Raw genomic sequence first — 22,243 nt, forward strand, 5'->3', positions numbered from 1 at the left:
TTATCTTTGCCAGCGGTGTCTTTTCACAACATGATGTTTGAAATGATATCCATAACCATAAGAAACACATTGCAAATTCTTATTTTTGCAAAAAATACCCGAAATGAGTATAGGATTATCAGAACAAGAGCAATTACGACGTGAGTCGCTAAAACAATTACGTGCATTAGGCATTGAACCCTATCCTGCAGAAGCTTATGAAGTAAACGCATACGCAGCAGATATATTAGCCAATTATGAAATAGATAAGACTGCATATAAGACTGTAGTATTAGCCGGTAGAATTATGAGCCGGAATATTATGGGTGCTGCCTCTTTTACGGAGTTACAGGATTCTACAGGCAGAATTCAGATCTACCTAAAACGTGATGAACTTTGTCCGGGCGAAGATAAAACCCTATATAACACTGTATTTAAAAAACTTTTAGATATTGGCGATTTCATTGGGGTTAAAGGATATGTATTTACCACACAAACCGGAGAAATTTCCGTACATGTAACTGAATTTAAAGTTCTTTCTAAATCTTTACGCCCACTGCCAATCGTAAAACGTGACGATAAAGGAAACGTATATGATGAATTTACCAATCCGGAACTGCGTTACCGCATGCGTTATGTAGATTTAACGGTAAATCCAGATTTTAAACAGATCTTTATTAAACGCAGCAAGGTGATCAACACCATGCGCAATTATTTCGATAACCAAGGCTGGATGGAAGTGGAAACCCCTATCCTACAGCCTATCCATGGTGGTGCAGCGGCACGTCCGTTTGCTACACATCACAATACCTTAGATATGCCGCTTTATTTGCGCATTGCAAATGAGCTTTATCTAAAAAGATTAATCGTTGCCGGTTTTGATGGCGTATATGAGTTCGGTAAAATGTTCCGTAATGAAGGAATGGACCGTACCCATAACCCTGAATTTACTTCAATGGAAATATATGTAGCCTATAAAGATTATATCTGGATGATGGCCATGGTTGAAGAATGTTTAGAAAAAGTAGCAGTAGCCACTACAGGTTCAGCAGTGGTTAAAGTGGGTGAGAATGAGATTAATTTTGAAGGGCCGTACGAAAAATTAACGATGTACGAGTCTATAGAAAAGTACACCCACATCGATGTTTCAGATATGACGGAAGAAGAAATTGCTGTCAAATGTAATGAAATGGGCATCGAAATCGATTCGACTATGGGACGTGGAAAATTGATTGATGAAATTTTTGGTGCAAAGGTAGAAGCGAACCTGATTCAGCCTACCTATATTACCGATTACCCCATCGAAATGACACCCCTGGCTAAAAAACACCGTAATGCAGAGGGCTTGGTAGAGCGTTTTGAACTTTTTGTGAATGGTAAGGAGATTGCGAATGCTTATTCAGAATTAAACGATCCTATTGACCAGAAAGAACGTTTGGAAGATCAGTTAAAACTAGCTGCGCGTGGCGATGATGAGGCCATGGCCATGGATGATGATTTTGTACGCGCTTTAGAGTATGGTATGCCACCTACTTCGGGTTTAGGTATTGGTATCGATCGTTTGGTGATGTTAATGACCAACCAAAGTACCATCCAGGAAGTTTTATTCTTCCCGCAGATGCGCCCTGAGAAAAAGAAAATCGAAATGACTGCTGAAGAAAGTGAATTGTATGCATTGGTAAAAGAAAACGAGCAGCACTTGTTAACTGATGTGAAAGCAAAATTAACTGACTGGAGCAATAAAAAATGGGATACTACTTTAAAAGCCTTAACCGGTAAAGGCATTTTGAAAGTTGCCAAAACAGACGATGGCTTATTTCTATCGCATAAATAATAATTTGTTAACTCACAGATAAAACACCAATCTGATTTTTAACAAAAACATAACATAAACTTAAAAGGCTTGCTAACAATTGTTTAGCAAGCCTTTTCTATATTTACAGCAATCGATAATTAAAATCAATTGCCATATGAATACGTCAAGTTTAGAAATCAACGAAAGAGAGTACTGCATTAAATTGAGCAAAGATGCTTTTGATTTAACACTGGTTCGCCAATTAATAAAAAGAATCCAGGCTGAAGCTCTGTTCTTCTCCAGAGTACAGGTTGAAGAAGAAGATATCTTAAGCAAAAGAGCTCAGCGGGAAGACTTTGAGGGTTTTGATTATTTAGGAGATAAATAATAGATAATCGTCATGCTGAATTTATTTCAGCATCTATGAGACCCTGAAATAAATTCAGGGTGACGCTCTAGTTGATTAATCAACATCCAAAGTTCCTTCTACAGAATCATCCATCGTTTTGCCTATAATTACGGATGCGGCCATTTTCAAAAATGCAACGGCTGTACCGTGTTTCGTATCCCAGTAATAACCTTCTGAAGGGATTACTTTGATCAGCGTAATATTCGGGTCGTCTTTACCTCCCTGAAACCAGGTTTTAATAAACGGACTCCAAAGTTCGTCGATTTTGGCCTGATCTCTGCTGATTTCTGAAATACCATATATATTTACAAAACCTGAATGGGCGCCGGCCTGAAATAGTAAATGTGTAAAAGGATCAGCAGAAATCTCCTCATTTTTATGACTGTCTTTCATGCTCATGAACCAGATATTACCTTCATCATCAACCTGCTGAATGGCCATTGGTCTTACCGATAAGGGCACACCTGTTTTAATATTCGTACAAAAAAAGCAACTTTCAGCCTTTTCAGCCAGTGTTCTCAGTTTTTCGATAGCTTCTTTACCGCCCAGATCTTTAATGTTATTTTCTTCCTGAGTATTATTTGTACTCCCTTCTTGTGATGTTGCCATAGTTTTGAAATTTATATAAACTACAATGGAAACCAGAATTTGGTTTTGATTTTTTACGGAGAGTTTCAGGACAAGAGCGTTGCGAGGTGAACATAGCGATATATTATTTGATTTATTGACTAAAAATTATGGCGTTTTGATCGAAGGCAATATCTTTAAGTAATGGATATCAAAAAGCCAAAACCCTTTAATGCCAAAATTAAAATTATAGGCATCAACCCTTTTGTTTTTGTACCGGAGGAAGTATTAAATTATGTTTTCCATCAATCTGGAAAAAATAAGGGACAGCTACCTGTTAAAATGAAAATTGATGGTCATGGGTTTAAACAAACCCTGGTTAAATATGCCGGAGATTGGCGTTTGTACTTAAATATGCCCATGCGAAAAGCAGCCGGAAAGGATATAGGCGACACCGCAACTTTCGAAATTGAATTTGATACTGAAGAACGGACAATTAGGATCAATCCCAAACTGGTACAGGCCCTGGCAGAAAATAAACAGGCCAGGGATATATTTGAGAGTCTTGCTCCTCATTTACAGAAGGAAATTATACGTTATATTGCCAACCTTAAAACGGAAGAGTCGGTTGACCGCAATGTCAAAAAAGCTATTCAGTTTCTTTTGGGTAAAGAACGGTTTATCGGCAGAGATGGGATTTAATGGAAAATAGCACTATAGCTACAATGCTTCTTACCTAATTTTGATGAAGTATTGATCGTGCTTTTATCCATCAGCACAGTCTTGCCTCGGCTACCGATGAAAAATCGGTACAGGTGCGCCGCCGCCGAAGGGCTCTTTCTTTTTGCTGCCAAAAAGAAACAAAACCGAGGCATTGCCGAGCTCATTAATACAGATAGAAAACAATAGACAACCATTAATAAACCACCGCCTGAAAATTTTTTCGAAGCCTGTAGCAGGGCCAGGACAGCATAGCCCGAAAAATTTGTTATACCGGAATTTAGTAGAACGGAGATGCGGTACTACGGCCTGGCTATGCGAAAATATATAGATGCGGCAAATCGCTTATTAATATATAATTTCAGAATAACGTCAATAGTAGCCCATTATTCATCCTAGTACAAAGGCCAGTTAGTAACTGTCCTTTGTACTATAGTGTTATTTTATAACAATCCCCGCTTTTTAAGCATTGGTTTAATATCAGGGTTATGTCCCCTGAAATTAAAAAACATTTTGCCCAGGTCTTCAGTATTCCCTTTAGACAAAATCATATCCCTAAAACGCTGACCGTTTGCCCTGGTTAATCCGCCATTTTCCTGAAACCAGGAAAAGGCATCATTTTCTAACATGGAAGTCCAGCTATAGGCATAATAGCCTGCGGCGTAGCCGTTGCTCCAGATATGTAAAAAATAGCTGGAACGATAGCGTGGCGGCACATACGATAAATTTAAATTGGTTTTCTTTAAAGCGTCAGCTTCAAATTGGTCTACATCCTGCAATGGTGAGCCCGGAGAAATCGTGTGCCATTGCATATCAAGTTCGGCTGCTGCCAAAGCTTCAGTAAAAATATAGCCTTGATTAAACGAACTTGCTTTTTTAATCTTATCCAATAGAGCTTGGGGCATTGGTGCTCCTGTTTGGTAATGAAGGGCATAATTCTTTAATATTTTTGGATCAGAAGCCCAATGTTCATTAAACTGCGAAGGAAATTCGACATAATCGCGAGCCACGTTAGCGCCCGAAAGGCTCGGATATTGCTGGTTGGCAAACAGACCGTGTAAGCCATGTCCAAATTCATGAAACATCGTTGTAACATCATCAAAACTAATTAATGCAGGTTTTCCAGCTTCGGGTTTAGCAAAATTACAGACATTATAGATTACCGGAATGGTACCAAAAAGCTTAGACTGCGGAACCAGATTATCCATCCAGGCACCACCATCTTTGTTGTCACGTTTAAAATAGTCGCAATAAAACAAGCCTAACTGTTTTCCATCTTTATCCATCACATCAAAAACACGAACATCTTCCTGATAAACAGGTAAATCTTTACGTTCCTTAAAAGTAATCCCGTAGAGTTGTGTTGCAGCATAAAAAACACCATTAACAAGTACTTTATTGAGTTCGAAATAGGGTTTGACTTCGTTTTCATCCAAATCGTATTTTGCTTTACGCACCTGTTCAGCATAAAAATCCCAGTCCCATGGCTCCAGTTTAAAGCCACCTTTTTGCTGATCGATTACGGCCTGTATATCTGCCGCTTCACTTTTTGCTTTTGTGGTAGCCGCTGGAATAACTTTACTAAAAAAATCGGCTACGGCTTCAGGCGTTTTAGCCATCTGATTTTTCAATTTCCAGGCTGCATAATTTTTAAAGCCAAGCAATGCAGCCTGAGCAGAACGAATCTGCGCGATTCTTGAAATTATTTTACGGGTATCATTGGCATCTCCTTTTTCTGCCCTGTTCCATGATTTTTTAAAAAGCTCTTCGCGTTTGGTCCGATCGGTCATGGATTGCAATTCAGGCTGTTGGGTGGTATTTTTTAAACCTTTACCTGCGGCCTGTAATTGTGCGGTAAACTTTGCACCTAAAGTAGCTTCTTCTTTATTCAGCGCTTTAAGTTTATCTTTGTCAGCGTCAGAAAGCTTTGCTCCTGCCAGTTCAAATTTCTGGTAATAATACTCCAGTAAGCGTAACGACTCCGCATCCAGCTTCAGTTGATCCTTCTTTTTGTAGAGCGTTTCCACCCGATTAAAAAGCTTGGTATTTAAATAAATGGCATCGGTATTCGCTGTTAGCTTAGGCGCCTCCTCTTCTTTAATCTTCTGCAATTCCGGATTGGTATTGGCACCGGTAAGCAGGTTAAAAACCATATTTGTCCGGCTCAACAGTTGTCCACTTTTTTCGATAGCCAAAATGGTATTTTCAAAGCTTGGTACAACATTCTGTTCAGCAATTTTCCGGATTTCATCCATTTGCTGTTTCATCCCTTCTTCCAATGCCGGCTTAAAATCGGCATTTTTAATTTTATCGAAGGCAGGGGCCTGAAAGGCAAGTTCACTTGCTTTAAAAAAAGGATTGTCAGATGAAAAGCTTTCGCTTTCTTTCCCCTGTTTTTTATTATTGCAAGCCCCGATAATGGCTAGGAAAGCCAGCATGGGCAGATAAGATACTTTTTTCATGAATATTAAAAGTTAAGTATCTATAAAAATAGTAATTTATATGCAGCAATTTTCGATAAACAAAGCGGGCAGAAACAAAAAAGCCATTTCGGTTAAGAAATGGCTTTTAATTTTATCTGTAACGAACTTGCTGTTGTTTGTCCATCATGCCCATCTGATCTTTCATTTGTTTAATTTGATCGGCCAGCAATTTATTCTTATCTGCTTTTTTAGCTTCGGCAAGATACATGGTTGCTTCGCGTTTATTACGTTTAGCCATGGCAATACCTGCTAAACTTAATTTTGCCAAAGCAATATTATGATCCATCTGCATACCTAATGCAAGCGATTTTTTAAAATACTTTTCACTTTGCATTGGTGCTGTTCTGCTTTCAATTAACCCGATCAATAAATTATAATAACCATGTTGAACTTTGATCAACTGCGTTTCATAATTGGTAATACGATCTAAAAACATTTTTGCTTTGGGCATGTTATCTTTTCTAAGAAACCATTGTGCTAAAAGCATGTTCTCATTAAAGAAATAAGTTACGAGTACAATTATCCCCAATAAAATGGCAATAATACCCCAAGGCCAGAAACCGAAAATAAATAAAGCTACTGCGCCACCCAGTAAAGCAAACCCCGCAATTAATCTGATGATATTTGGCATAAATTTTATCCTAATTATTTTTTTCCGCAAATATCGTGTTTAAATGGCAGAAATTAGATTTTAAAACAATAATTTCAATAAAAATTTAAAAGCTCAAAAAAAACACCTGATAAATATGAAAATCCTCTTATCTGTAACCCTAATATTACTTGCAATGAATGTTTCTGCACAAGAAGTAAATAAAAAAATCCACGATCAAGTCCACAATAAAGATATCCTGATTAACGCTTGTACACGCGAGGGCGTTACTACTTTCCCTGAGTTTAAGGAAATGTATGATCCGCTTTATGCAGCATATGTACCCGATGCAGCAACCATGATCGAGCTGAAAAAACTGATTAAAAACGAAAAAATCAAAATTGTTTTGGGAACCTGGTGTGGCGACAGTAAGGCGAACGTACCAAACTTTCTTAAAATTTTAGATGCCTTGCACTTTAAAGATAAAAATGTAGAGATTATAGCTGTTGATGGAAACAAAAAGGCAGAAAATGGCATATTAGATGGATTGGATATCTTAAGGGTACCCACCTTTATTGTTTTTGATAAAAAAGGTAAAGAATTGGGACGGATTATTGAAGGGCCAAAAACTACACTCGAAGGGGATTTACTGGCGATATACAAGAAAAAGTCTTAAACTTTTAGAGCGTTTTTTGATTCATGGTCTAATGATTAATTGCTTAAGTCTTTCATAGTCGATAACCTCTTGGCCTATATTTAGCCCACCTGAGCATTGACCATGATCTTTAAAACCATTAATGATTAAGCCATCAGCTAAAAGTTTATTTACGAGACATTACCCGAAATCATTTTACATTATACATCTTACATCAATATTATGTCAGCAGCATTAGAACCGGGATGGTTAGCCGTTTTAGAAGAAGAATTTGAAAAAGACTACATGATTAAACTGAAGTCTTTTTTACAGGAAGAGAAGCAGCGAGGCGCTACGATTTATCCGAAAGGTGCAGATATATTCAATGCATTGAATACCACTCCGTTTGATCAGGTAAAAGTAGTTATTCTGGGTCAGGACCCTTATCATGGTACGGGCCAGGCACATGGTCTTTCTTTTTCGGTACAACGCGGTGTAGCGGTTCCCCCTTCGTTAAAAAATATATACAAAGAGTTGGAAACAGATATTGAAGGTTTTAAAAGCCCAAGCCATGGCCAATTAACACATTGGGCAGAACAAGGTGTACTGCTGTTAAATGCCACTTTAACTGTTCGTGCTTCAGAAGCAGGTTCACATCAAAACCAGGGCTGGGAAATTTTTACCGATGAAATTATTAAGGCTTTATCCGAGAAACGTGAACATATCGTATTTCTATTGTGGGGCAGATATGCGCAGCAAAAGGCAGCGTTAATAGATCAAAAAAAGCATTATGTGCTGACAGCTGCCCATCCCTCACCTTTTTCGGCCTACAATGGCTTCTTTGGGTCGAAACATTTTTCGAAAGCAAACCAGTTGTTGGTACAAAACAACCTGAAACCAATAGACTGGACCTTACCAGCCTAATGAATACCTATTTTATTAGCGGCCTCGGAGCCGATCAGCGGATTTTTTCGAAATTAAAGCTTAGTGAAAAGATCAACATTATTCATGTTAAATGGATAAACCCTAATAAAAATGAGACACTTGAAGCTTATGCGGAACGCCTGAGCAGGATTATAGATACCAGTAAGCCATTTGCTTTGGTAGGTGTATCATTTGGTGGAATGATTGCAGTAGAAATGGCTAAATTGTTAAAACCTGTAGCCATTATTATGATATCAAGCAGCACGTTGGGCAATCATCTCCCCGCGTTATACCGCTTTGCAGGTAAATTCAGACTGTTAAATTTGATTCCGGCTAAGCTCTTAAAAGCATCGAACAAACTTACACAGCACTATTATTTCGGAACAAAATCTGGAAGCGAAAAAATATTACTGAACAGGATTATAAAAGATACTGATCCTTATTTTTTAAAATGGGCAATAGGAAGTATTTTAAGCTGGGAAAATAAGATTAAACCGGAAAGGATTTTTCATATCCATGGCACAAATGATAAAATCCTTTATTCTAAAAAAGCAATACCAGATTTCGTCATCGAAAACGGTACGCATTTTATGGTTTATCAACATGCCAGGGAAATATCGGATATTATTGATCAATTGATATTAAATGCTGAACCCAAAAAATTAATTAATTATCAGTATTTTATAAATCATAAAACCATTAATATTAGCCGTTAAAATGATCGTTATCTCCTAAAACATAATTTAATATCCTGAGTTCAATTAATATTTTCAGCAAGTATATGCTTTTTTATAGGTCCCAGGCCAGACATTGCGTCATGCTGATCCGATACACCTATCAGATTTATTTACAAGTAGAAATAATATTCTCCATGGCCTTGTAGCTACTTCGTGGTCAGCATCTTATTTTGCAGGAAAGGCCCTGAAATGAATGACCTCCGTTAGGCTCGCTAAAGGCTCGGTTTACTGCGTAGCTTTCCGCTGCACTACAGGTCAGGGTGACGACCCGTTGATGCAAAATATTCATGCAGACGAATAAAAGATTATTATTAATTAAACTCAGGTTAATAAGAAATTTATTTTTAGCTTTCTAAGCTGCATTACGCTTTGCTAGATCACGATCATTAAACGATTGATGATTTTAATCCTTAAATTTTTTCATAAAATTACGTACGCTTTCTTCTAAATTTCCATCGGCAATGGCTTTAACGAAAGCCGTTCCAATGATGGCACCATTGGCATAAGAACAGGCCTTATCAAAAGTTTGCTTATCGCTGATCCCAAAACCAATCATCGTTGGATTTTTCAGGTTCATATTTTTAATCCTACTAAAATAAGTTTCGGTAGTATTGCCAACTTCTAAGTTTTTACCGGTTGTAGCCGAAGATGATAACAGGTAAATAAATCCATTGGTTAAACCATCTATTTTGCGAATACGCTCTTCGGCAGTTTGAGGGGTAATTAAAAATACGTTGCTCAAATGATGTTTTTCGAAGCAATCTTTATAAAACTCCTCATACTCAACCATCGGCAAATCTGGCACGATACAACCATCTACCCCTACTTCGGCACAGGCCTCGCAAAATTTTTCTACGCCAAACTGCAAAACCGGATTTACATAGCCCATTAGCAAAACGGGAATAGTAACATGTTTACGTAAGTCTTTCAACTGTTCGAAAAGCAGTTTAAGTGTCATCCCCTGATCAAGGGATTGTTTGCTACTCGCCTGGATCACCGGTCCGTCAGCAACCGGATCAGAATAAGGAAAGCCGATTTCCAATATATCTGCACCTGATTTTTGCAGGGCTTCAGCAATCTGAATGGTATCGCCAATATTAGGATAACCAGCAGTATAATAAATTGATAATATATTTTTCTTCTCCTGGAAGAGTTTTTTGATACGATTCATAATCATGTAAGATGAAAAATGTAAAACGGATGATGGCTATAAATTAAAATATTTGATATAAGTATCCAAGTCCTTGTCGCCGCGGCCTGAAAGACAAACTACGACATTTTCGCCACCTTTAAATTCCATTTTTTCTAAATAAGCCAGCGCATGCGCACTTTCTATGGCAGGGATAATGCCTTCCAGTTGAGTGCAAAGCAAACCCGCATCCAAACTTTCTTCATCGGTGATAGAAACATACTGTCCGCGACCGGTTTTAAACAAATGTGCATGCTGTGGACCAATACCCGGATAATCCAGTCCTGCCGAAACCGAATGAGGCTCAACTACTTGTCCATCTGGCGTTTGCATTAAAATACTTCTACTACCGTGTAAAACGCCTTCATGGCCCAGGTAAGTGGTAGCAGCCGAAAATCCGCTTGATACACCTTTTCCTGCTGCTTCAACAGCGATCAGTTTTACGTTTTCATCATCCATAAAGTGGTAAAACATACCCATGGCGTTACTTCCTCCGCCAACACAAGCCAAAACATAATCAGGCTGGTCGCTACCGGTTTGCTCCAACAGCTGTTTTTTGGTTTCTTCAGAGATGATCGATTGGAAAATCGCCACCATATCAGGGTAAGGGTGCGGACCAACAACTGAACCGATAATATAATGTGTATCAACCGGGTTATTGATCCAGTCGCGCATGGCCTCATTGGTGGCATCTTTTAAGGTTTTACTACCCGAACTTGCCGGAACAACCTTTGCGCCCAACATTTTCATCCGGGCCACATTTGGCGCCTGACGCTCGATATCGACCTCGCCCATGTAAATCACACACTCCAGGTTACGCAGTGCACAAACCGTTGCTGTGGCTACGCCATGCTGACCAGCACCGGTTTCGGCAATGATCCGTTTTTTACCCAGTTTTTCGGCCAGTAAAATCTGCCCGATGGTATTATTGATCTTGTGGGCACCGGTATGGTTTAAATCCTCTCTTTTCAAGAAAATATTGGCTCCATACTTTTCAGAATACCTTTTAGCCAGATACAATGGTGAAGGACGGCCTACGTAATCTTTTAATAACTGATGAAATTCCTTTTGGAAATCAGGATCGGCAATAATCTTTAAATAATTCTGACGCAGTTCTTCTACATTCGGATAAAGCATTTCGGGGATGTACGCACCTCCAAAATCTCCGTAATATCCTTTTTCGTTTACTTTGTATTTCATAATATTTTATCAACTGGTTTGTCATAATGATAGCCGCTAAAGATAAGTCGTCATTTCCGCCCGCGGAGAATCATAAAGCTATTGCAATACGATCCCAAATTCATTCGGGATGACGGATCAACCTATATTTTAATCAACTTCATCATGACATTATTTTGTAGTCATTTCTTTTATAAATTCTTTAATTTTATCAGCATCTTTTAGTCCAGGTTCGGTTTCGAAGCGACTGTTAATGTCTAACGCATATAAACGATCATCCTTTATGTTTTTAATGGCATTGGTATGTTCCAAGTCAATTCCACCGCTTAAAAAATAGGGTTTTGTGTATGTATATCGGTCTAAAACAGACCAATTAAATGTTTTTCCCGATCCGCCATGTGCTTTTGTCTTGGTATCGAACAGAAAATAATCAACAGTGCCTAAATAAGCTTCCAAAGCTGAAAAATCGAAATCTTCATCTATCCCAAAAGCTTTGATTACTTCTACATCAGGAAAACTTAATTTTAATGCGGTAGCATATTCCGGCAATTCGCTTCCATGTAACTGAACAGCCTTTAACTTCAATGTGTTTACTTTATCTTTTACTTTTTCAAGCTCTTCATTTACAAAAACACCAGCAGTTTTGATTTCAGCGGGAATGTATTTGATCAGTTCTGCTGAAACATCACTAATCAACCTCGGTGATTGCTCATAAAAAATAAAGCCTAAATAATCAGGTTGCAATCCCGCAACCGCAGCAATATTAGCGGCTAAACGCATGCCACAAACCTTTAATTTTAGCATGCCAGTAACTGTTTAAAACTATGTAAAGCTTTTTTACCCATCAGCGATTCTTCTGCTTCATAAAAACAATCGGCGAAAGACTGTTGAGGTTTGATGGTTTTAATGGCCAATGCAGAGTTGCACAATACTACATTGTTCTGCACATCAGTTGCCTCGCCATTAAGTACATCCATAAATATTTTGGCTGATGATGCTACCGTATCGCCACCTTTAATGGCATTTACATCCACCTTTTCGAAGCCCATATCCTCAAGTGTTAAAATCTGCTCGCCCTTATTTGAAAAGGTTTTTACATCACAGGTTAACGAAACTTCATCATAACCCTCCAGTGCATGCACAATAGTATAGCTTTTATCGGTATCCTGGTATAAATAAGCATATAAGCGAGCCAGTTCCAAACTAAAAACGCCCACCATCTGGTATTTTGGTTGCCCTGGGTTAACCATTGGGCCCAACATATTAAAAAATGTTTTTACCCCAAGTTCTTTACGGATCGGTGCCACAATTTTCATGGCAGGATTAAATAGTGGTGCATGTAAAAAACAGATCCCCGCAGTATCTAAATTACGCCTTAAAGTAGCTTCATCGTTGGTAAAGCTATAGCCCAGGTATTCCATTACGTTTGATGATCCGCAACCCGAAGAAACACCGTAATTACCATGTTTGGCTACATGATGCCCTGCCCCTGCCACCACAAATGATGATAAGGTAGAAATGTTGAAGGTGTCTTTCCCATCGCCGCCGGTTCCGCAAAGATCGATCAGATCGTAAGCAGAAAGGTCTACCTTTACGCACATATCCAACATGGCATCCCTAAAGCCCTGCAGTTCCTGTACGGTAATATTCCGCATGGCATAAGCAGTAATAAAGGCAGCAATCTGCGAAGAATTAAATGCGCCTTCCGAAATGGAGATTAAAATACTCTTTGCTTCTTCCCTGCTAAAACTCTTGTTCTCGAATAAATGGTTTAATATCTTTTTCATGTTTTTGTATTCAATCTTGTGCCATGGTTTGTGTGTCTACAAACCATTATGTTTATTCCGGTTCGTGGAGACACGAACCGTGGCGATGTTTTAAAAAACTGCATAAAAAAAGGATTGCTTTTTGGGCAATCCTCTTCGTTGTATTTAAAATATTTTAAAATATATAACAATAGAATTTGCCTAACGAATTTCGTTATGCCACCACCAATTGTTATTTAAGTTTTTAATGATCATGTTTGTATAAAGCAAATATTGACATAGTTTTTTAATATTCCAAAATCTTTCTAAAAATATATGGCTTTCTTTAAAAGAAAAGTACACTTTAATGATGATTTCGGTTTCGGTTCCAATCCCGTTACCAAAAATCAGCGCATGCTTAATCCCGATGGTTCGGCAAATATAGAGCGGACCGGCCTGCCATGGTTTAAATTCGATGATACTTACACCCGTCTGGTCACCATGAGCTGGACACGTTTTTTCTTTGTTATTCTTATAGCCTACCTCATTGTAAACACCATTTTTGCAATATTATATAATGTAGTTGGGATCGAAAACTTAGAGGGTGCTAAAGGTTTAACCCTCCGCGATCAGTTTTTTGATGCCTTTTTCTTTTCTGCGCAAACCATTTCTACGGTGGGTTATGGCCACATTTCACCACAGGGCTTTATTACCAGTGTGCTTGCCGCTTTCGAGAGCATGTTGGGTTTACTGGCTTTTGCATTAGCTACAGGTTTATTGTATGGCCGTTTCAGCAGACCAACTTCTAAAGTAAGTTTCAGCAAAAAAATGGTGATTGCACCTTACGAAAAAGGACATGGCTTGATGTGCCGTTTGGTTAATTTACGCCGCAACCAGCTTATCGAAGTAGAAGTGCAGATGGTGATGTCGTACAATGAAACGGTTGACGGCAAACATGTAAGAAAATTTTATCCTCTGGCATTGGAGCGCAATAAAATCGGCATCCTCTCTTTAAACTGGACCTTGGTACACCCGATTACGGAAGATAGTCCGTTTTTCGAAAAATCCTTATCCGAGCTGCAGCATGCCGAAGTAGAGGTTTTTGTAATTCTTAAAGCTTTTGATGATACTTTCTCGCAGACGATCCACACCAGAACCAGTTACCAGGATGAAGAAATAGAAATGGATGCTAAGTTTGAGAAAATGTATTACCATAACGAAGAAGGCAAAATGGTGATGGATTATAGTAAACTGGATAAGGTTACGCGGACGGTGTAAGGCCTTTATCGCTTTAGAAGTGCCTTTTCTTTTTTTGGAAAGCAGGTTTCTGTGCCAATCGGTTGCGGTAGTCCCGCCATACACTACAATCTTTTTGTGGTGGTGTCATCATGAAGTGTGAAAGATTTTTTCCATAGGCTGCAGATGACCGGATATTCGAGTTTGCTGCAAACAAAAAGGATTTCCGCTGCTGTCGGGTTTAAGTGAGTTGGAGCGGTGCAATAAATAAAATCACTCTGTCTTACCGATAACCTCTCCAAAGGATCCAGATTTGTCAACTTTAAGAGCAAAGAGGCAAGAAAGTTGACAACTCTTACGAAGATGTCTTTTGTATAAAATCCAAAATATCCTTATACAACTGATTCCCGCCAAAAATCATCTGACTGATCATCGGCACATGGCTTTTGCCTTTAATTTCTTTTATTTCTACAGGAATATTTTTGGCTTTAAGCTTTTCATACAACCTTGGCGTTTGCAATTTAATAGCGCCGTAGGTTTTACCACCATAAAAGAGTAAATGAGGGTTTTTAATATTGTTTACATAGGCTAATGGTGAAGCAACTGTCCAAACGGCAGGCTGATCGGTAAAAGTGCGGATGAAATCGAAATAAAAATGGTCTTTTTCAGCAGTACTTAAATATTCGTGCATGTCCAAACCGAATGGGTCGTTCAGGATTACTCCTTTAACCGGATTCGCTATTCCAGCCTGTTTAAAAAATTTAGGATCGGCATTGATCAGTTCGCCCAGATGCGCTCCGGCAGAATGTCCCATTACAAAAATCTTTTCCGGACTCGCCGTATAATCGGCTATATGCTCTTTTACCCACTTTACAGCCAAAGCACAATCGTCGCTCATTTTTTCGTATTGAACATTCGGTGCCAAAGGGTAATTGATGATGACGGCAACCACGCCTTTCCGCGCGAAATTCCTCCCCAACCACCAGTAAGTTTCTTTTTTGCCACTGCTCCACGAACCACCGTGAATGAAAATCAAAACAGGTTTATTTTTGATACTATCGTTTTTGTAAAAAATATTCAGTGTATTGGCTTCATCGGTATTGCCAGCATAATTGATGTTTTTTACCTTTTTAACCTGGGCAGAAGAAAGTAACGTTTGAAACAAGAGCATCAATAAAACAAAGTATTTGTACATCATAAAGTTTTTCCAACTCAACAGTTAATAAACGAAATTGTTGTTAGTGTAGATTTGTTAGTAGCGAGTATTAAGTAGAAAGTATCAGGTATCAAGACAATTATAGGCACCAAGCACATCCGCTAACCCATTAGCCTTACAGTTTAAATCCTTTATCTATACCCCCAACACTTCTACCCATGATTCGTCACCCTGATCCAATAGCTACCGGATTTATTTCCGGATCTATTCAATCTAGAATGGATAAGGTAATTCGCTAAACAATTGGCACAAAGTCTTCGACTCCGCCCAGACTGACAATTACTTTAGCTTAAACCGCCAACATAACTGTGCAACCGCAACGCCAAACTCTAACCGCAATACGCTATTCTACTTACCTTATGCCTTAAACCCTCTACCTTAAGCCTTAATCAACGGATTCTTTTCTTTCGCGAACAAATCAAAAACCTTTTTATCTACAAACGCAGGAAAAAGCTTATTCATCCAAACGGCCAGTTTCCCTTGTCTGGTCATGACTAAAGTTCGTTTGCGTTGTTCAATGCCATCGGCAATAATGCTGGCCACTTCTTCTGATGACATCATTTTACCTTCATCCATACTGGTTTCTCCATGTGCTGCACCATCTTTGGATAAGGCGGTTACCCGGATATTTGAAGCTGTAAATCCAGGACAGGCCACCATCACATTTACACCGGTTTTAAGCAATTCGGTACGTAAAGATTCCATAAAACCATTCATAGCAAACTTTGAAGCCGAATAACCTGTCCGGCCAGGTAAGCCACGGTAACCTGCAATAGACGATACGCCTACCACTGTTCCTTTTGTTTTTAAAATCTCTGGCAAAGCATACTTGGTACAATATACCGATCCCCAAAAGTTTACATCCATTAGGTTTTTAAGCACCGATAAATCCAGATCGTTAAACAGGGCACGCATCGATAATCCGGCATTGTTCACCAGGATATCAATCTTTTGAAACGATACTAATGCTTGTTTGATAATGAGTCCGCAATCTTCTTCTTTACTCACATCGGCTTGTACCGCCACCGCTCTGATGCCATGTTTTTTCTCCAGTTCTGCAGTGATTTCGCACAGGGTAACGTATTGACGGGCGGCTAAAACCAGATTGGCACCACGCTTGGCAAATTCTTCCGCACAGGCTTTTCCAATTCCGCTTGATGCCCCGGTGATGATGATTACTTTATTTTTTAGGTTCATTTATTTGTAGTAGAAAGTATTGAGTAATTAGTATTGGGTAGCAAGTATTGAGTATGGAGTAGCAAGTATCGAGTAGCAATTAGCAAGACTTGATACCACTATAGGTTATATTATGACTATTTCATCATCGCGGTTTCATAAGGCACACGGGTGATGATTGATCGGCCCAATGTAATTTCATCGGTATATTCGAGCTCGCCACCAAAAGCAATTCCACGTGCAATGGTGGTTACGGGGACATTAAATTCTTTCAGTCTTTTATAGAGATAGAATAAAGTGGTATCACCTTCCATATTCGGACTTAAAGCTAAAATCACTTCTTTAATGCCTCCTGCTGCCATCCTGGCGACCAAACCTTCAATAAACAAATCAGAAGGGCCAATACCATCCATTGGTGAAATTAAACCACCTAAAACATGGTAAACACCAAAATATTGTCCAGTATTTTCTATGGCCATTACATCGCGCGTATCTTCTACCACACAAATGGTTTCTTTATCACGTTTATGGGAAGTACAGATTTCGCAAACCGCATAATCAGAAATATTATGGCAGGTACTGCAGTGTTTAATCTGTTGTTTAAGTTTTATAAACGTATTACCAAACTGATTTACCTCCTCCTGCTCCTTATTTAAAAGATGTAATACCAAACGTAAAGCTGTTTTTTGCCCCACACCAGGAAGTTTTGAGAATTCGTTTACCGCATCTTCGAGCAGCTTGGATGAAAAATTCATAGTGCAAAAATAGGTAAAATCGTTTGTTAGTTCAATAGTTCATTAGTCATTGGTTCATTGGTAACTGCAAATTGCCAACTGAAAACTGGATATTGGTTCATTGATAACTGCAAATTGCCAATTGAAAACTGATTAGCGTTTATTGGTCATTATATATTGATTCTTGGTGTCTGATAATTGCATATTGGTTATTTGACGTTTTAACTCCGGACTTCAGACTAATAAGAATATTGCTTGATTTGATAGTTTTTTTTACATTTATCAGCTTAACACAAAACTATGTCTCCAACCATTCTCTTATGTTTTCTAATTGGTTACTTCCTGTTACTGATTATCATTTCGTTTGTAACCTCTCAAAAATCGTCAGACAATAGTACTTTCTTTGTTGCTAACCGAAATTCTAAATGGTACCTGGTAGCTTTTGGAATGATTGGAACGGCACTTTCGGGTGTTACTTTTATTTCGGTACCAGGGGAAGTAGGTGCACCCAGTGGAAACCAGTTTCAGTATTTTCAATTTGTGCTGGGTAATGCGGTCGGCTTTATCATAATAGCCACAGTTTTGCTCCCGCTCTACTATCGGATGAACTTAACCTCTATTTACAGCTATATCGAAAAGAGATTAGGCCATTATAGCTATAAAACAGCTGCTTCGATATTTTTATTGAGCCGTACATTGGGCTCTGCAACCAGATTATACCTCGTCGTAATTGTTTTACAGCGTTTTATATTCGACAATTATGGCGTACCCTTTTGGTTAACAGTACTGATTTCTTTGGCACTCATTTGGTCTTACACGTTTAAAGGCGGGTTAAAAACCATTATCATTACCGATACTTTACAAACGTTCTTCCTCGTTTTATCTGTTTTCTTAACCATTTATTTCATTTGCAATAGCCTTAATTTCAATATTCCTCAAGCCTTTGAGACCGTAAAAAACAGCAGTTATTCCAAAATATTCTTTTTAGATAATTTCCTGACCAATAAATTCTATTTCAGTAAACAGTTTATCGGTGGTATTTTTGTAACCATTGCCATGACGGGTTTGGATCAGGATCTGATGCAGAAAAACCTGAGCATGGGCACCATTAAAGAAGCACAAAAAAACATGTTTACCTTCACTGGTGTATTTGTAATTTTAAATGTCTTCTTTTTAAGTGTAGGCGCGTTGTTGTACATTTTCGCAGCTAAAAATGGTATCGACATTCCATTAGATCACCTCACGGGTAAACCGCGTACAGATTTATTGTTCCCCGAAATTGCACTGAATAACCTTGGTGCTGTGCCTGCAATAATATTCATGTTAGGCCTAACCGCAGCAACTTTCGCCACTACCGACTCAGCCCTTACTGCGTTAACCACTTCTTTCTGTGTAGACTTTTTAGGCATGGCTAAAGCAGAAAATGTAAATGCTAAAGATGCTGTAAAAAAACGCCATACGGTACACGTTGTCTTTTCTATTTTGATGTTTCTGGTAATTATCGTGATCAATGCGCTGAACAGCTCCTCTGTTGTGAGTTTGATTTTCACCATCGCCTCTTACACCTACGGACCTCTTTTAGGCTTATATAGTTTTGGATTATTTGTAAAAAAACGTGGTCTTCACGATAAATTAGTGCCAATAGTTTGCTTATTATCACCTTTTTTATGTTACTTGCTTGCAAGCAATTCTGCCGCAATATTAGGAGGATATGTTTTTAGTGTTGAACTGATTTTAATCAACGGTTTAATCACATTTTTAGGTTTGTTGTTCATCAGCAAGAAGACCGATGCGCAAACCAAATTTTAATATTAGAATAACAGTATATGACGAGTGAAGAAAAAATTAGAAGTGCTTTTGAAAACAAAGACTGGCAGGAAATTAAAGTAACCGACTCCTGGCAAATTTTTAAAATCATGGCCGAATTTGTAGACGGCTTTGAAAAATTAGCTAAAATTGGTCCCTGTGTTACCATTTATGGTTCGGCACGTACCGCCCAAACACACCGGTATTACCAATTGGCCGAGCAGTGCGGTAAATTATTAACCGATAGAGGTTATGGTGTTATTACCGGTGGTGGCCCGGGTATTATGGAAGCGGGGAACAAAGGTGCGCATACCAATGGCGGGAAGTCGGTAGGTTTAAATATTGAGTTACCCTTTGAGCAGTTCCACAATAAATATATCGATCATAATAAGTTACTGGAGTTTGATTATTTCTTTGTGCGTAAGGTAATGTTTATGAAATACAGCCAGGGTTTTGTGGTATTACCGGGTGGTTTTGGCACAATGGATGAACTATTTGAAGCCTTAACCCTGATCCAGACCGGCAAAATCGCCCGTTTTCCGATTGTATTGGTTGGTGTTGATTATTGGGGCGGACTAATCGATTGGATTAAAGGAACCATGTTGCAAAAAGAACACAATATTCATGAAGAAGATTTAAACCTTTTCAGATTGGTTGATACGGCAGAAGAAGCCGCAGAACATATTTTCCGTTTCTACGATAAATATGTACTTAAACCGAATTTCTAGTGGTATTGTATAATCAGCTAATTGTTCAAATTGGTTAACCGGTAAACTGAAAACTGCCAATTTAAAACTGGCAACTGAAAAAGTGCTTACGAACCATAAGCACTTTTTTATTGTAACAACTTCAGACAACCGGTATCTAAAATAAAACGTAATAAAAATGTCGAAATTGATCAACTGGAAGAGCGATTGGTTCAGCGGGAATTTTCAGCTCTTTGTAGATGGGTTGCAAAAAGGCGCCATTACTTTCGGAATGTGGACAAGCAACGCTGAAAGTGTGTTCGAAGATCAAAACTTTCAATTTGTAAACGAGGGATTCTGGCAATCTAATACTAAGGTAATCGATCGTAAAACAAATGAAGTTCTTGCCATCATTACTTACGACTGCTGGAAATCAAAAGCATTAATCAGTTTAAATAGCGGAGAACAGTACGAATGGAAAGCAACCGGCATCTGGAAATCGAAATGGACGGTAAGCAATTACAAGGATGAGCATATTATATACACTTCTAACAGTAACAGTGGGGCAATATCTTCCGACACCGACAATAAATTATTGGTAGTTGCGGGTTTATTTATTAAACAGGTTTACAACAGAATGAGCGTTCTCTTAATCGCCTGCATCGTTCCGGTTATTACCACCTCAACGCTTCGCCATCATTAATGATGTAAATAAAATCTTTGTGAGATGGAACAGATATTAAGTTGGAGAAAAGGTTTATTTGACAGTAATTATCAGGTATTTAACAACAGATTATTAAAATTTTCGATGAATTTTATTTCATGGAAAAATTCGGCAATATCTACTACGCAAGCGGGTATTTATATGTTTAAAAGTGAAGGGTTTTCTAAACCTGAAACTAAAATTCTTGACAACAAGAATACGGTTTTGGCCGTAATTACCTATGACTGGCTGGGTTTTAAAGCAAAAATTGTGTTTGCCTCTGGCGAAACTTTCGATTGGAGTTATCAAAACAGCTGGTTAAGCCGCTGGTCGTTAAATAACCATAAAGATAAACAGATCCTTTTTAATGCTTCAGCAGGAAGTGGTTTGTTACACACCAATGTAGATGATGATCTACTCATTTTGTGTGGACTTTTTGTCCGGGAATATTATTCGAGACTAGTTTTTGGCCTGATTGTTTTTATATTTTGCATGCTTACCTTTAAAAGCATTTTTTAATCTGTCATTCTGAGTGCAGCGAAGAATCTACATGATCTTAGTGTCTCATTAAAATATAAAACTTAAATTACAGAACTATTTTATACCGTAGCGGGACGCTACGTCAAGAGTTATCCTCCTATATTCTACATAGATGCTGAAATAAATTCAGCATGACGATCGCACTTGGAAATATATTTTCAAGAACATTGCCGGATCCAATGTTTGATGCCAGTTAACCCAATATCTCATTAATTTTTTCTGTTGACCTCGCGATTACCGCTTTGTTTCCTGAAATAATGATGGGTCTTTCAATTAAAATGGGATGCGCAATCATCACATCAATCCATTCTTCATCACTTAAGTTTTTACTTTTATAATTTTCAGTAAAGACCTTTTCCCCTTTTCGGATTAATTCCAATGGTTTAATGCCCAGTTTGCTGATCATTTCTTTTAGCTCACTTTTATTGGGTGGCGTTTCCAGATAATAAACGACCTCAAAAGCCTTTCCACTGTTTTCTAATGCTGCTAAAGCACTCCGGCTTTTAGTACACCTGTTATGATGAAATATCGTAATCATTCAGAAAATTGTTTAAAGTCCGCTTACACCACCACTAACTACAAGTTTCATGGCATCAGCTGCTGTCATTTTTAAATCGGTAACCTTATCCCGCTGTACGATACATAACTGACCTGCAAATGAATAGGAAAGCGGGAAATAAACCGCTACTTCATTGGGTAAATCAAGCTTATGTAAATCGTTTTGCGTTAAAAACCCAATCTTTTTTAAACCACCCTCTACTTCCACCAGCACCGGGTGATTAAATTTCTTCTCATCGCCAACAAAAGCCTCTGTTAAATCTTTGATAGATGAATAGATAAAGTTCAGTAGCGGTAAACGCTGCATCATCCGCTGAAACCAATGGTACATGGGTTCGGTAACCAAATTGGTTACAAAAATACCAGCAAGCAGAATAATGGCCAAAACCGTTAATAAACCTAAACCGGGAATATTGCGGCTTTCGCCTGTGTGCGGATTTACACCTAAGATATTGTTTACATTTAACCAGCTATCAACTGTTGTAACTGCCCAAACCACAATAAAAATACTCACGGCAATGGGTACAACAATTAATAAACCTTTAATTAAATAGTTTAAAATAGCTTTCCCGATTTTATTCATGCTGTAAAATTAGTATTTTTTTTAGTTATAAGTGTTTATTGGTTCATTAGTCATT

The 22,243-nt window shown here is 38.3% G+C and carries 23 protein-coding genes; 11 read left to right on the forward strand and 12 right to left on the reverse strand.

The window, feature by feature from the left end:
* The first annotated feature begins 103 nt into the window (after positions 1-103).
* Both lysS and ABEG20_RS09785 read left to right on the forward strand, forming a co-directional pair.
* Positions 104-1,813 (forward strand): lysine--tRNA ligase, encoded by a 1,710-nt coding sequence (gene lysS, locus ABEG20_RS09780; protein ID WP_406827184.1) that lies wholly within the window; start codon positions 104-106, stop codon positions 1,811-1,813.
* Between the two features lie 136 nt (positions 1,814-1,949).
* On the forward strand, positions 1,950-2,162 hold the full coding sequence (locus ABEG20_RS09785; protein ID WP_335321652.1) for a hypothetical protein: 213 nt from the start codon (positions 1,950-1,952) through the stop codon (positions 2,160-2,162).
* Between the two features lie 75 nt (positions 2,163-2,237).
* On the opposite strand, the gene ABEG20_RS09790 is transcribed toward ABEG20_RS09785, so the two are convergent.
* Positions 2,238-2,792, reverse strand: coding sequence for a pyridoxamine 5'-phosphate oxidase family protein (locus tag ABEG20_RS09790; protein ID WP_406827185.1), 555 nt, complete (start codon positions 2,790-2,792; stop codon positions 2,238-2,240).
* Positions 2,793-2,954: 162 nt separating this feature from the next.
* Here ABEG20_RS09790 and ABEG20_RS09795 point away from each other — a divergent pair, with 162 nt between their 5' ends.
* Positions 2,955-3,452 (forward strand): YdeI/OmpD-associated family protein, encoded by a 498-nt coding sequence (locus ABEG20_RS09795; protein ID WP_406827186.1) that lies wholly within the window; start codon positions 2,955-2,957, stop codon positions 3,450-3,452.
* 461 nt (positions 3,453-3,913) lie between these two features.
* Here ABEG20_RS09795 and ABEG20_RS09800 read toward each other — a convergent pair whose 3' ends face one another.
* A complete protein-coding gene (locus ABEG20_RS09800) occupies positions 3,914-5,932 on the reverse strand; it encodes a M3 family metallopeptidase (RefSeq protein ID WP_406827187.1) in 2,019 nt (672 codons plus the stop codon).
* A 112-nt stretch (positions 5,933-6,044) separates the two neighbouring features.
* Entirely contained in the window at positions 6,045-6,584 is a 540-nt protein-coding gene (locus ABEG20_RS09805; RefSeq protein ID WP_090496042.1) for a hypothetical protein, read from the reverse strand.
* 115 nt (positions 6,585-6,699) lie between these two features.
* Between ABEG20_RS09805 and ABEG20_RS09810 the strand changes: the two genes are divergently transcribed.
* The 3 genes from ABEG20_RS09810 (at position 6,700) to ABEG20_RS09820 (ending at position 8,816) form a co-directional block, all read left to right on the forward strand.
* Positions 6,700-7,218 carry a thioredoxin family protein gene (locus ABEG20_RS09810; protein ID WP_406827188.1) on the forward strand — a complete coding sequence of 173 codons (519 nt, stop codon included), beginning with the start codon at positions 6,700-6,702 and terminating at the stop codon, positions 7,216-7,218.
* A 201-nt stretch (positions 7,219-7,419) separates the two neighbouring features.
* Positions 7,420-8,100, forward strand: a complete 681-nt coding sequence (ung, locus tag ABEG20_RS09815) for a uracil-DNA glycosylase (RefSeq protein WP_406827189.1) — start codon at positions 7,420-7,422, stop codon at positions 8,098-8,100.
* Complete coding sequence (locus ABEG20_RS09820; protein WP_406827190.1) at positions 8,100-8,816, forward strand: alpha/beta fold hydrolase; 717 nt, start codon at positions 8,100-8,102, stop codon at positions 8,814-8,816. Before ung ends, ABEG20_RS09820 begins: the two co-directional genes overlap by 1 nt.
* A gap of 424 nt (positions 8,817-9,240) precedes the next feature.
* On the opposite strand, the gene trpA is transcribed toward ABEG20_RS09820, so the two are convergent.
* The 4 genes from trpA to trpD form a co-directional block, all read right to left on the reverse strand.
* The gene (gene trpA, locus ABEG20_RS09825; RefSeq protein WP_406827191.1) at positions 9,241-10,008 is read right to left on the reverse strand and encodes a tryptophan synthase subunit alpha; all 768 of its coding nucleotides are present in this window, start codon (positions 10,006-10,008) and stop codon (positions 9,241-9,243) included.
* A 36-nt stretch (positions 10,009-10,044) separates the two neighbouring features.
* A complete protein-coding gene (trpB, locus tag ABEG20_RS09830) occupies positions 10,045-11,226 on the reverse strand; it encodes a tryptophan synthase subunit beta (RefSeq protein WP_406827192.1) in 1,182 nt (393 codons plus the stop codon).
* Between the two features lie 150 nt (positions 11,227-11,376).
* Positions 11,377-12,009, reverse strand: coding sequence for a phosphoribosylanthranilate isomerase (locus ABEG20_RS09835; protein WP_406827193.1), 633 nt, complete (start codon positions 12,007-12,009; stop codon positions 11,377-11,379).
* Positions 12,003-12,992 (reverse strand): anthranilate phosphoribosyltransferase, encoded by a 990-nt coding sequence (trpD, locus tag ABEG20_RS09840; protein WP_406827194.1) that lies wholly within the window; start codon positions 12,990-12,992, stop codon positions 12,003-12,005. Before trpD ends, ABEG20_RS09835 begins: the two co-directional genes overlap by 7 nt.
* A gap of 294 nt (positions 12,993-13,286) precedes the next feature.
* Here trpD and ABEG20_RS09845 point away from each other — a divergent pair, with 294 nt between their 5' ends.
* Positions 13,287-14,228: an ion channel gene (locus ABEG20_RS09845; RefSeq protein ID WP_406827195.1), complete on the forward strand. Its 942-nt coding sequence runs from the start codon at positions 13,287-13,289 to the stop codon at positions 14,226-14,228.
* Positions 14,229-14,541: 313 nt separating this feature from the next.
* Here ABEG20_RS09845 and ABEG20_RS09850 read toward each other — a convergent pair whose 3' ends face one another.
* From ABEG20_RS09850 to recR, 3 genes are all read right to left on the reverse strand, one after another.
* A complete protein-coding gene (locus tag ABEG20_RS09850) occupies positions 14,542-15,384 on the reverse strand; it encodes an alpha/beta hydrolase (RefSeq protein WP_406827196.1) in 843 nt (280 codons plus the stop codon).
* Positions 15,385-15,780: 396 nt separating this feature from the next.
* Positions 15,781-16,599 carry an SDR family oxidoreductase gene (locus ABEG20_RS09855; RefSeq protein ID WP_406827197.1) on the reverse strand — a complete coding sequence of 273 codons (819 nt, stop codon included), beginning with the start codon at positions 16,597-16,599 and terminating at the stop codon, positions 15,781-15,783.
* A 116-nt stretch (positions 16,600-16,715) separates the two neighbouring features.
* Complete coding sequence (recR, locus tag ABEG20_RS09860; protein ID WP_406827199.1) at positions 16,716-17,333, reverse strand: recombination mediator RecR; 618 nt, start codon at positions 17,331-17,333, stop codon at positions 16,716-16,718.
* A 279-nt stretch (positions 17,334-17,612) separates the two neighbouring features.
* On the opposite strand from recR, the gene ABEG20_RS09865 reads away from it, so the two are divergent.
* The 4 genes from ABEG20_RS09865 (at position 17,613) to ABEG20_RS09880 (ending at position 21,026) form a co-directional block, all read left to right on the forward strand.
* Positions 17,613-19,121: a sodium:solute symporter gene (locus tag ABEG20_RS09865; protein ID WP_406827200.1), complete on the forward strand. Its 1,509-nt coding sequence runs from the start codon at positions 17,613-17,615 to the stop codon at positions 19,119-19,121.
* A gap of 17 nt (positions 19,122-19,138) precedes the next feature.
* Positions 19,139-19,846: a TIGR00730 family Rossman fold protein gene (locus ABEG20_RS09870; RefSeq protein ID WP_029278019.1), complete on the forward strand. Its 708-nt coding sequence runs from the start codon at positions 19,139-19,141 to the stop codon at positions 19,844-19,846.
* Between the two features lie 157 nt (positions 19,847-20,003).
* Complete coding sequence (locus ABEG20_RS09875; RefSeq protein WP_406827202.1) at positions 20,004-20,507, forward strand: hypothetical protein; 504 nt, start codon at positions 20,004-20,006, stop codon at positions 20,505-20,507.
* A 24-nt stretch (positions 20,508-20,531) separates the two neighbouring features.
* Positions 20,532-21,026 carry a hypothetical protein gene (locus tag ABEG20_RS09880; RefSeq protein WP_406827203.1) on the forward strand — a complete coding sequence of 165 codons (495 nt, stop codon included), beginning with the start codon at positions 20,532-20,534 and terminating at the stop codon, positions 21,024-21,026.
* Between the two features lie 214 nt (positions 21,027-21,240).
* On the opposite strand, the gene arsC is transcribed toward ABEG20_RS09880, so the two are convergent.
* Both arsC and ABEG20_RS09890 read right to left on the reverse strand, forming a co-directional pair.
* Positions 21,241-21,585 (reverse strand): arsenate reductase (glutaredoxin), encoded by a 345-nt coding sequence (gene arsC / locus ABEG20_RS09885; protein WP_406827204.1) that lies wholly within the window; start codon positions 21,583-21,585, stop codon positions 21,241-21,243.
* Positions 21,586-21,597: 12 nt separating this feature from the next.
* The gene (locus ABEG20_RS09890; protein ID WP_406827205.1) at positions 21,598-22,188 is read right to left on the reverse strand and encodes a DUF502 domain-containing protein; all 591 of its coding nucleotides are present in this window, start codon (positions 22,186-22,188) and stop codon (positions 21,598-21,600) included.
* Positions 22,189-22,243: the final 55 nt, after the last annotated feature.

The sequence above is a fragment of the Pedobacter sp. KACC 23697 genome, assembly GCF_045348445.1.
In the GTDB taxonomy this organism is placed as follows: Bacteria; Bacteroidota; Bacteroidia; order Sphingobacteriales; family Sphingobacteriaceae; genus Pedobacter.

Excerpts from the sequence above, each read along its gene's own strand:
- lysS (WP_406827184.1), top strand. The coding sequence starts at position 104 with ATGAGTATAGGATTATCAGAACAAGAGCAATTACGACGTGAGTCGCTA.
- ABEG20_RS09785 (WP_335321652.1), top strand. The coding sequence starts at position 1,950 with ATGAATACGTCAAGTTTAGAAATCAACGAAAGAGAGTACTGCATTAAA.
- ABEG20_RS09790 (WP_406827185.1), bottom strand. The coding sequence starts at position 2,792 with ATGGCAACATCACAAGAAGGGAGTACAAATAATACTCAGGAAGAAAAT.
- ABEG20_RS09795 (WP_406827186.1), top strand. The coding sequence starts at position 2,955 with ATGGATATCAAAAAGCCAAAACCCTTTAATGCCAAAATTAAAATTATA.
- ABEG20_RS09800 (WP_406827187.1), bottom strand. The coding sequence starts at position 5,932 with ATGAAAAAAGTATCTTATCTGCCCATGCTGGCTTTCCTAGCCATTATC.
- ABEG20_RS09805 (WP_090496042.1), bottom strand. The coding sequence starts at position 6,584 with ATGCCAAATATCATCAGATTAATTGCGGGGTTTGCTTTACTGGGTGGC.
- ABEG20_RS09810 (WP_406827188.1), top strand. The coding sequence starts at position 6,700 with ATGAAAATCCTCTTATCTGTAACCCTAATATTACTTGCAATGAATGTT.
- ung (WP_406827189.1), top strand. The coding sequence starts at position 7,420 with ATGTCAGCAGCATTAGAACCGGGATGGTTAGCCGTTTTAGAAGAAGAA.
- ABEG20_RS09820 (WP_406827190.1), top strand. The coding sequence starts at position 8,100 with ATGAATACCTATTTTATTAGCGGCCTCGGAGCCGATCAGCGGATTTTT.
- trpA (WP_406827191.1), bottom strand. The coding sequence starts at position 10,008 with ATGAATCGTATCAAAAAACTCTTCCAGGAGAAGAAAAATATATTATCA.
- trpB (WP_406827192.1), bottom strand. The coding sequence starts at position 11,226 with ATGAAATACAAAGTAAACGAAAAAGGATATTACGGAGATTTTGGAGGT.
- ABEG20_RS09835 (WP_406827193.1), bottom strand. The coding sequence starts at position 12,009 with ATGCTAAAATTAAAGGTTTGTGGCATGCGTTTAGCCGCTAATATTGCT.
- trpD (WP_406827194.1), bottom strand. The coding sequence starts at position 12,992 with ATGAAAAAGATATTAAACCATTTATTCGAGAACAAGAGTTTTAGCAGG.
- ABEG20_RS09845 (WP_406827195.1), top strand. The coding sequence starts at position 13,287 with ATGGCTTTCTTTAAAAGAAAAGTACACTTTAATGATGATTTCGGTTTC.
- ABEG20_RS09850 (WP_406827196.1), bottom strand. The coding sequence starts at position 15,384 with ATGATGTACAAATACTTTGTTTTATTGATGCTCTTGTTTCAAACGTTA.
- ABEG20_RS09855 (WP_406827197.1), bottom strand. The coding sequence starts at position 16,599 with ATGAACCTAAAAAATAAAGTAATCATCATCACCGGGGCATCAAGCGGA.
- recR (WP_406827199.1), bottom strand. The coding sequence starts at position 17,333 with ATGAATTTTTCATCCAAGCTGCTCGAAGATGCGGTAAACGAATTCTCA.
- ABEG20_RS09865 (WP_406827200.1), top strand. The coding sequence starts at position 17,613 with ATGTCTCCAACCATTCTCTTATGTTTTCTAATTGGTTACTTCCTGTTA.
- ABEG20_RS09870 (WP_029278019.1), top strand. The coding sequence starts at position 19,139 with ATGACGAGTGAAGAAAAAATTAGAAGTGCTTTTGAAAACAAAGACTGG.
- ABEG20_RS09875 (WP_406827202.1), top strand. The coding sequence starts at position 20,004 with ATGTCGAAATTGATCAACTGGAAGAGCGATTGGTTCAGCGGGAATTTT.
- ABEG20_RS09880 (WP_406827203.1), top strand. The coding sequence starts at position 20,532 with ATGGAACAGATATTAAGTTGGAGAAAAGGTTTATTTGACAGTAATTAT.
- arsC (WP_406827204.1), bottom strand. The coding sequence starts at position 21,585 with ATGATTACGATATTTCATCATAACAGGTGTACTAAAAGCCGGAGTGCT.
- ABEG20_RS09890 (WP_406827205.1), bottom strand. The coding sequence starts at position 22,188 with ATGAATAAAATCGGGAAAGCTATTTTAAACTATTTAATTAAAGGTTTA.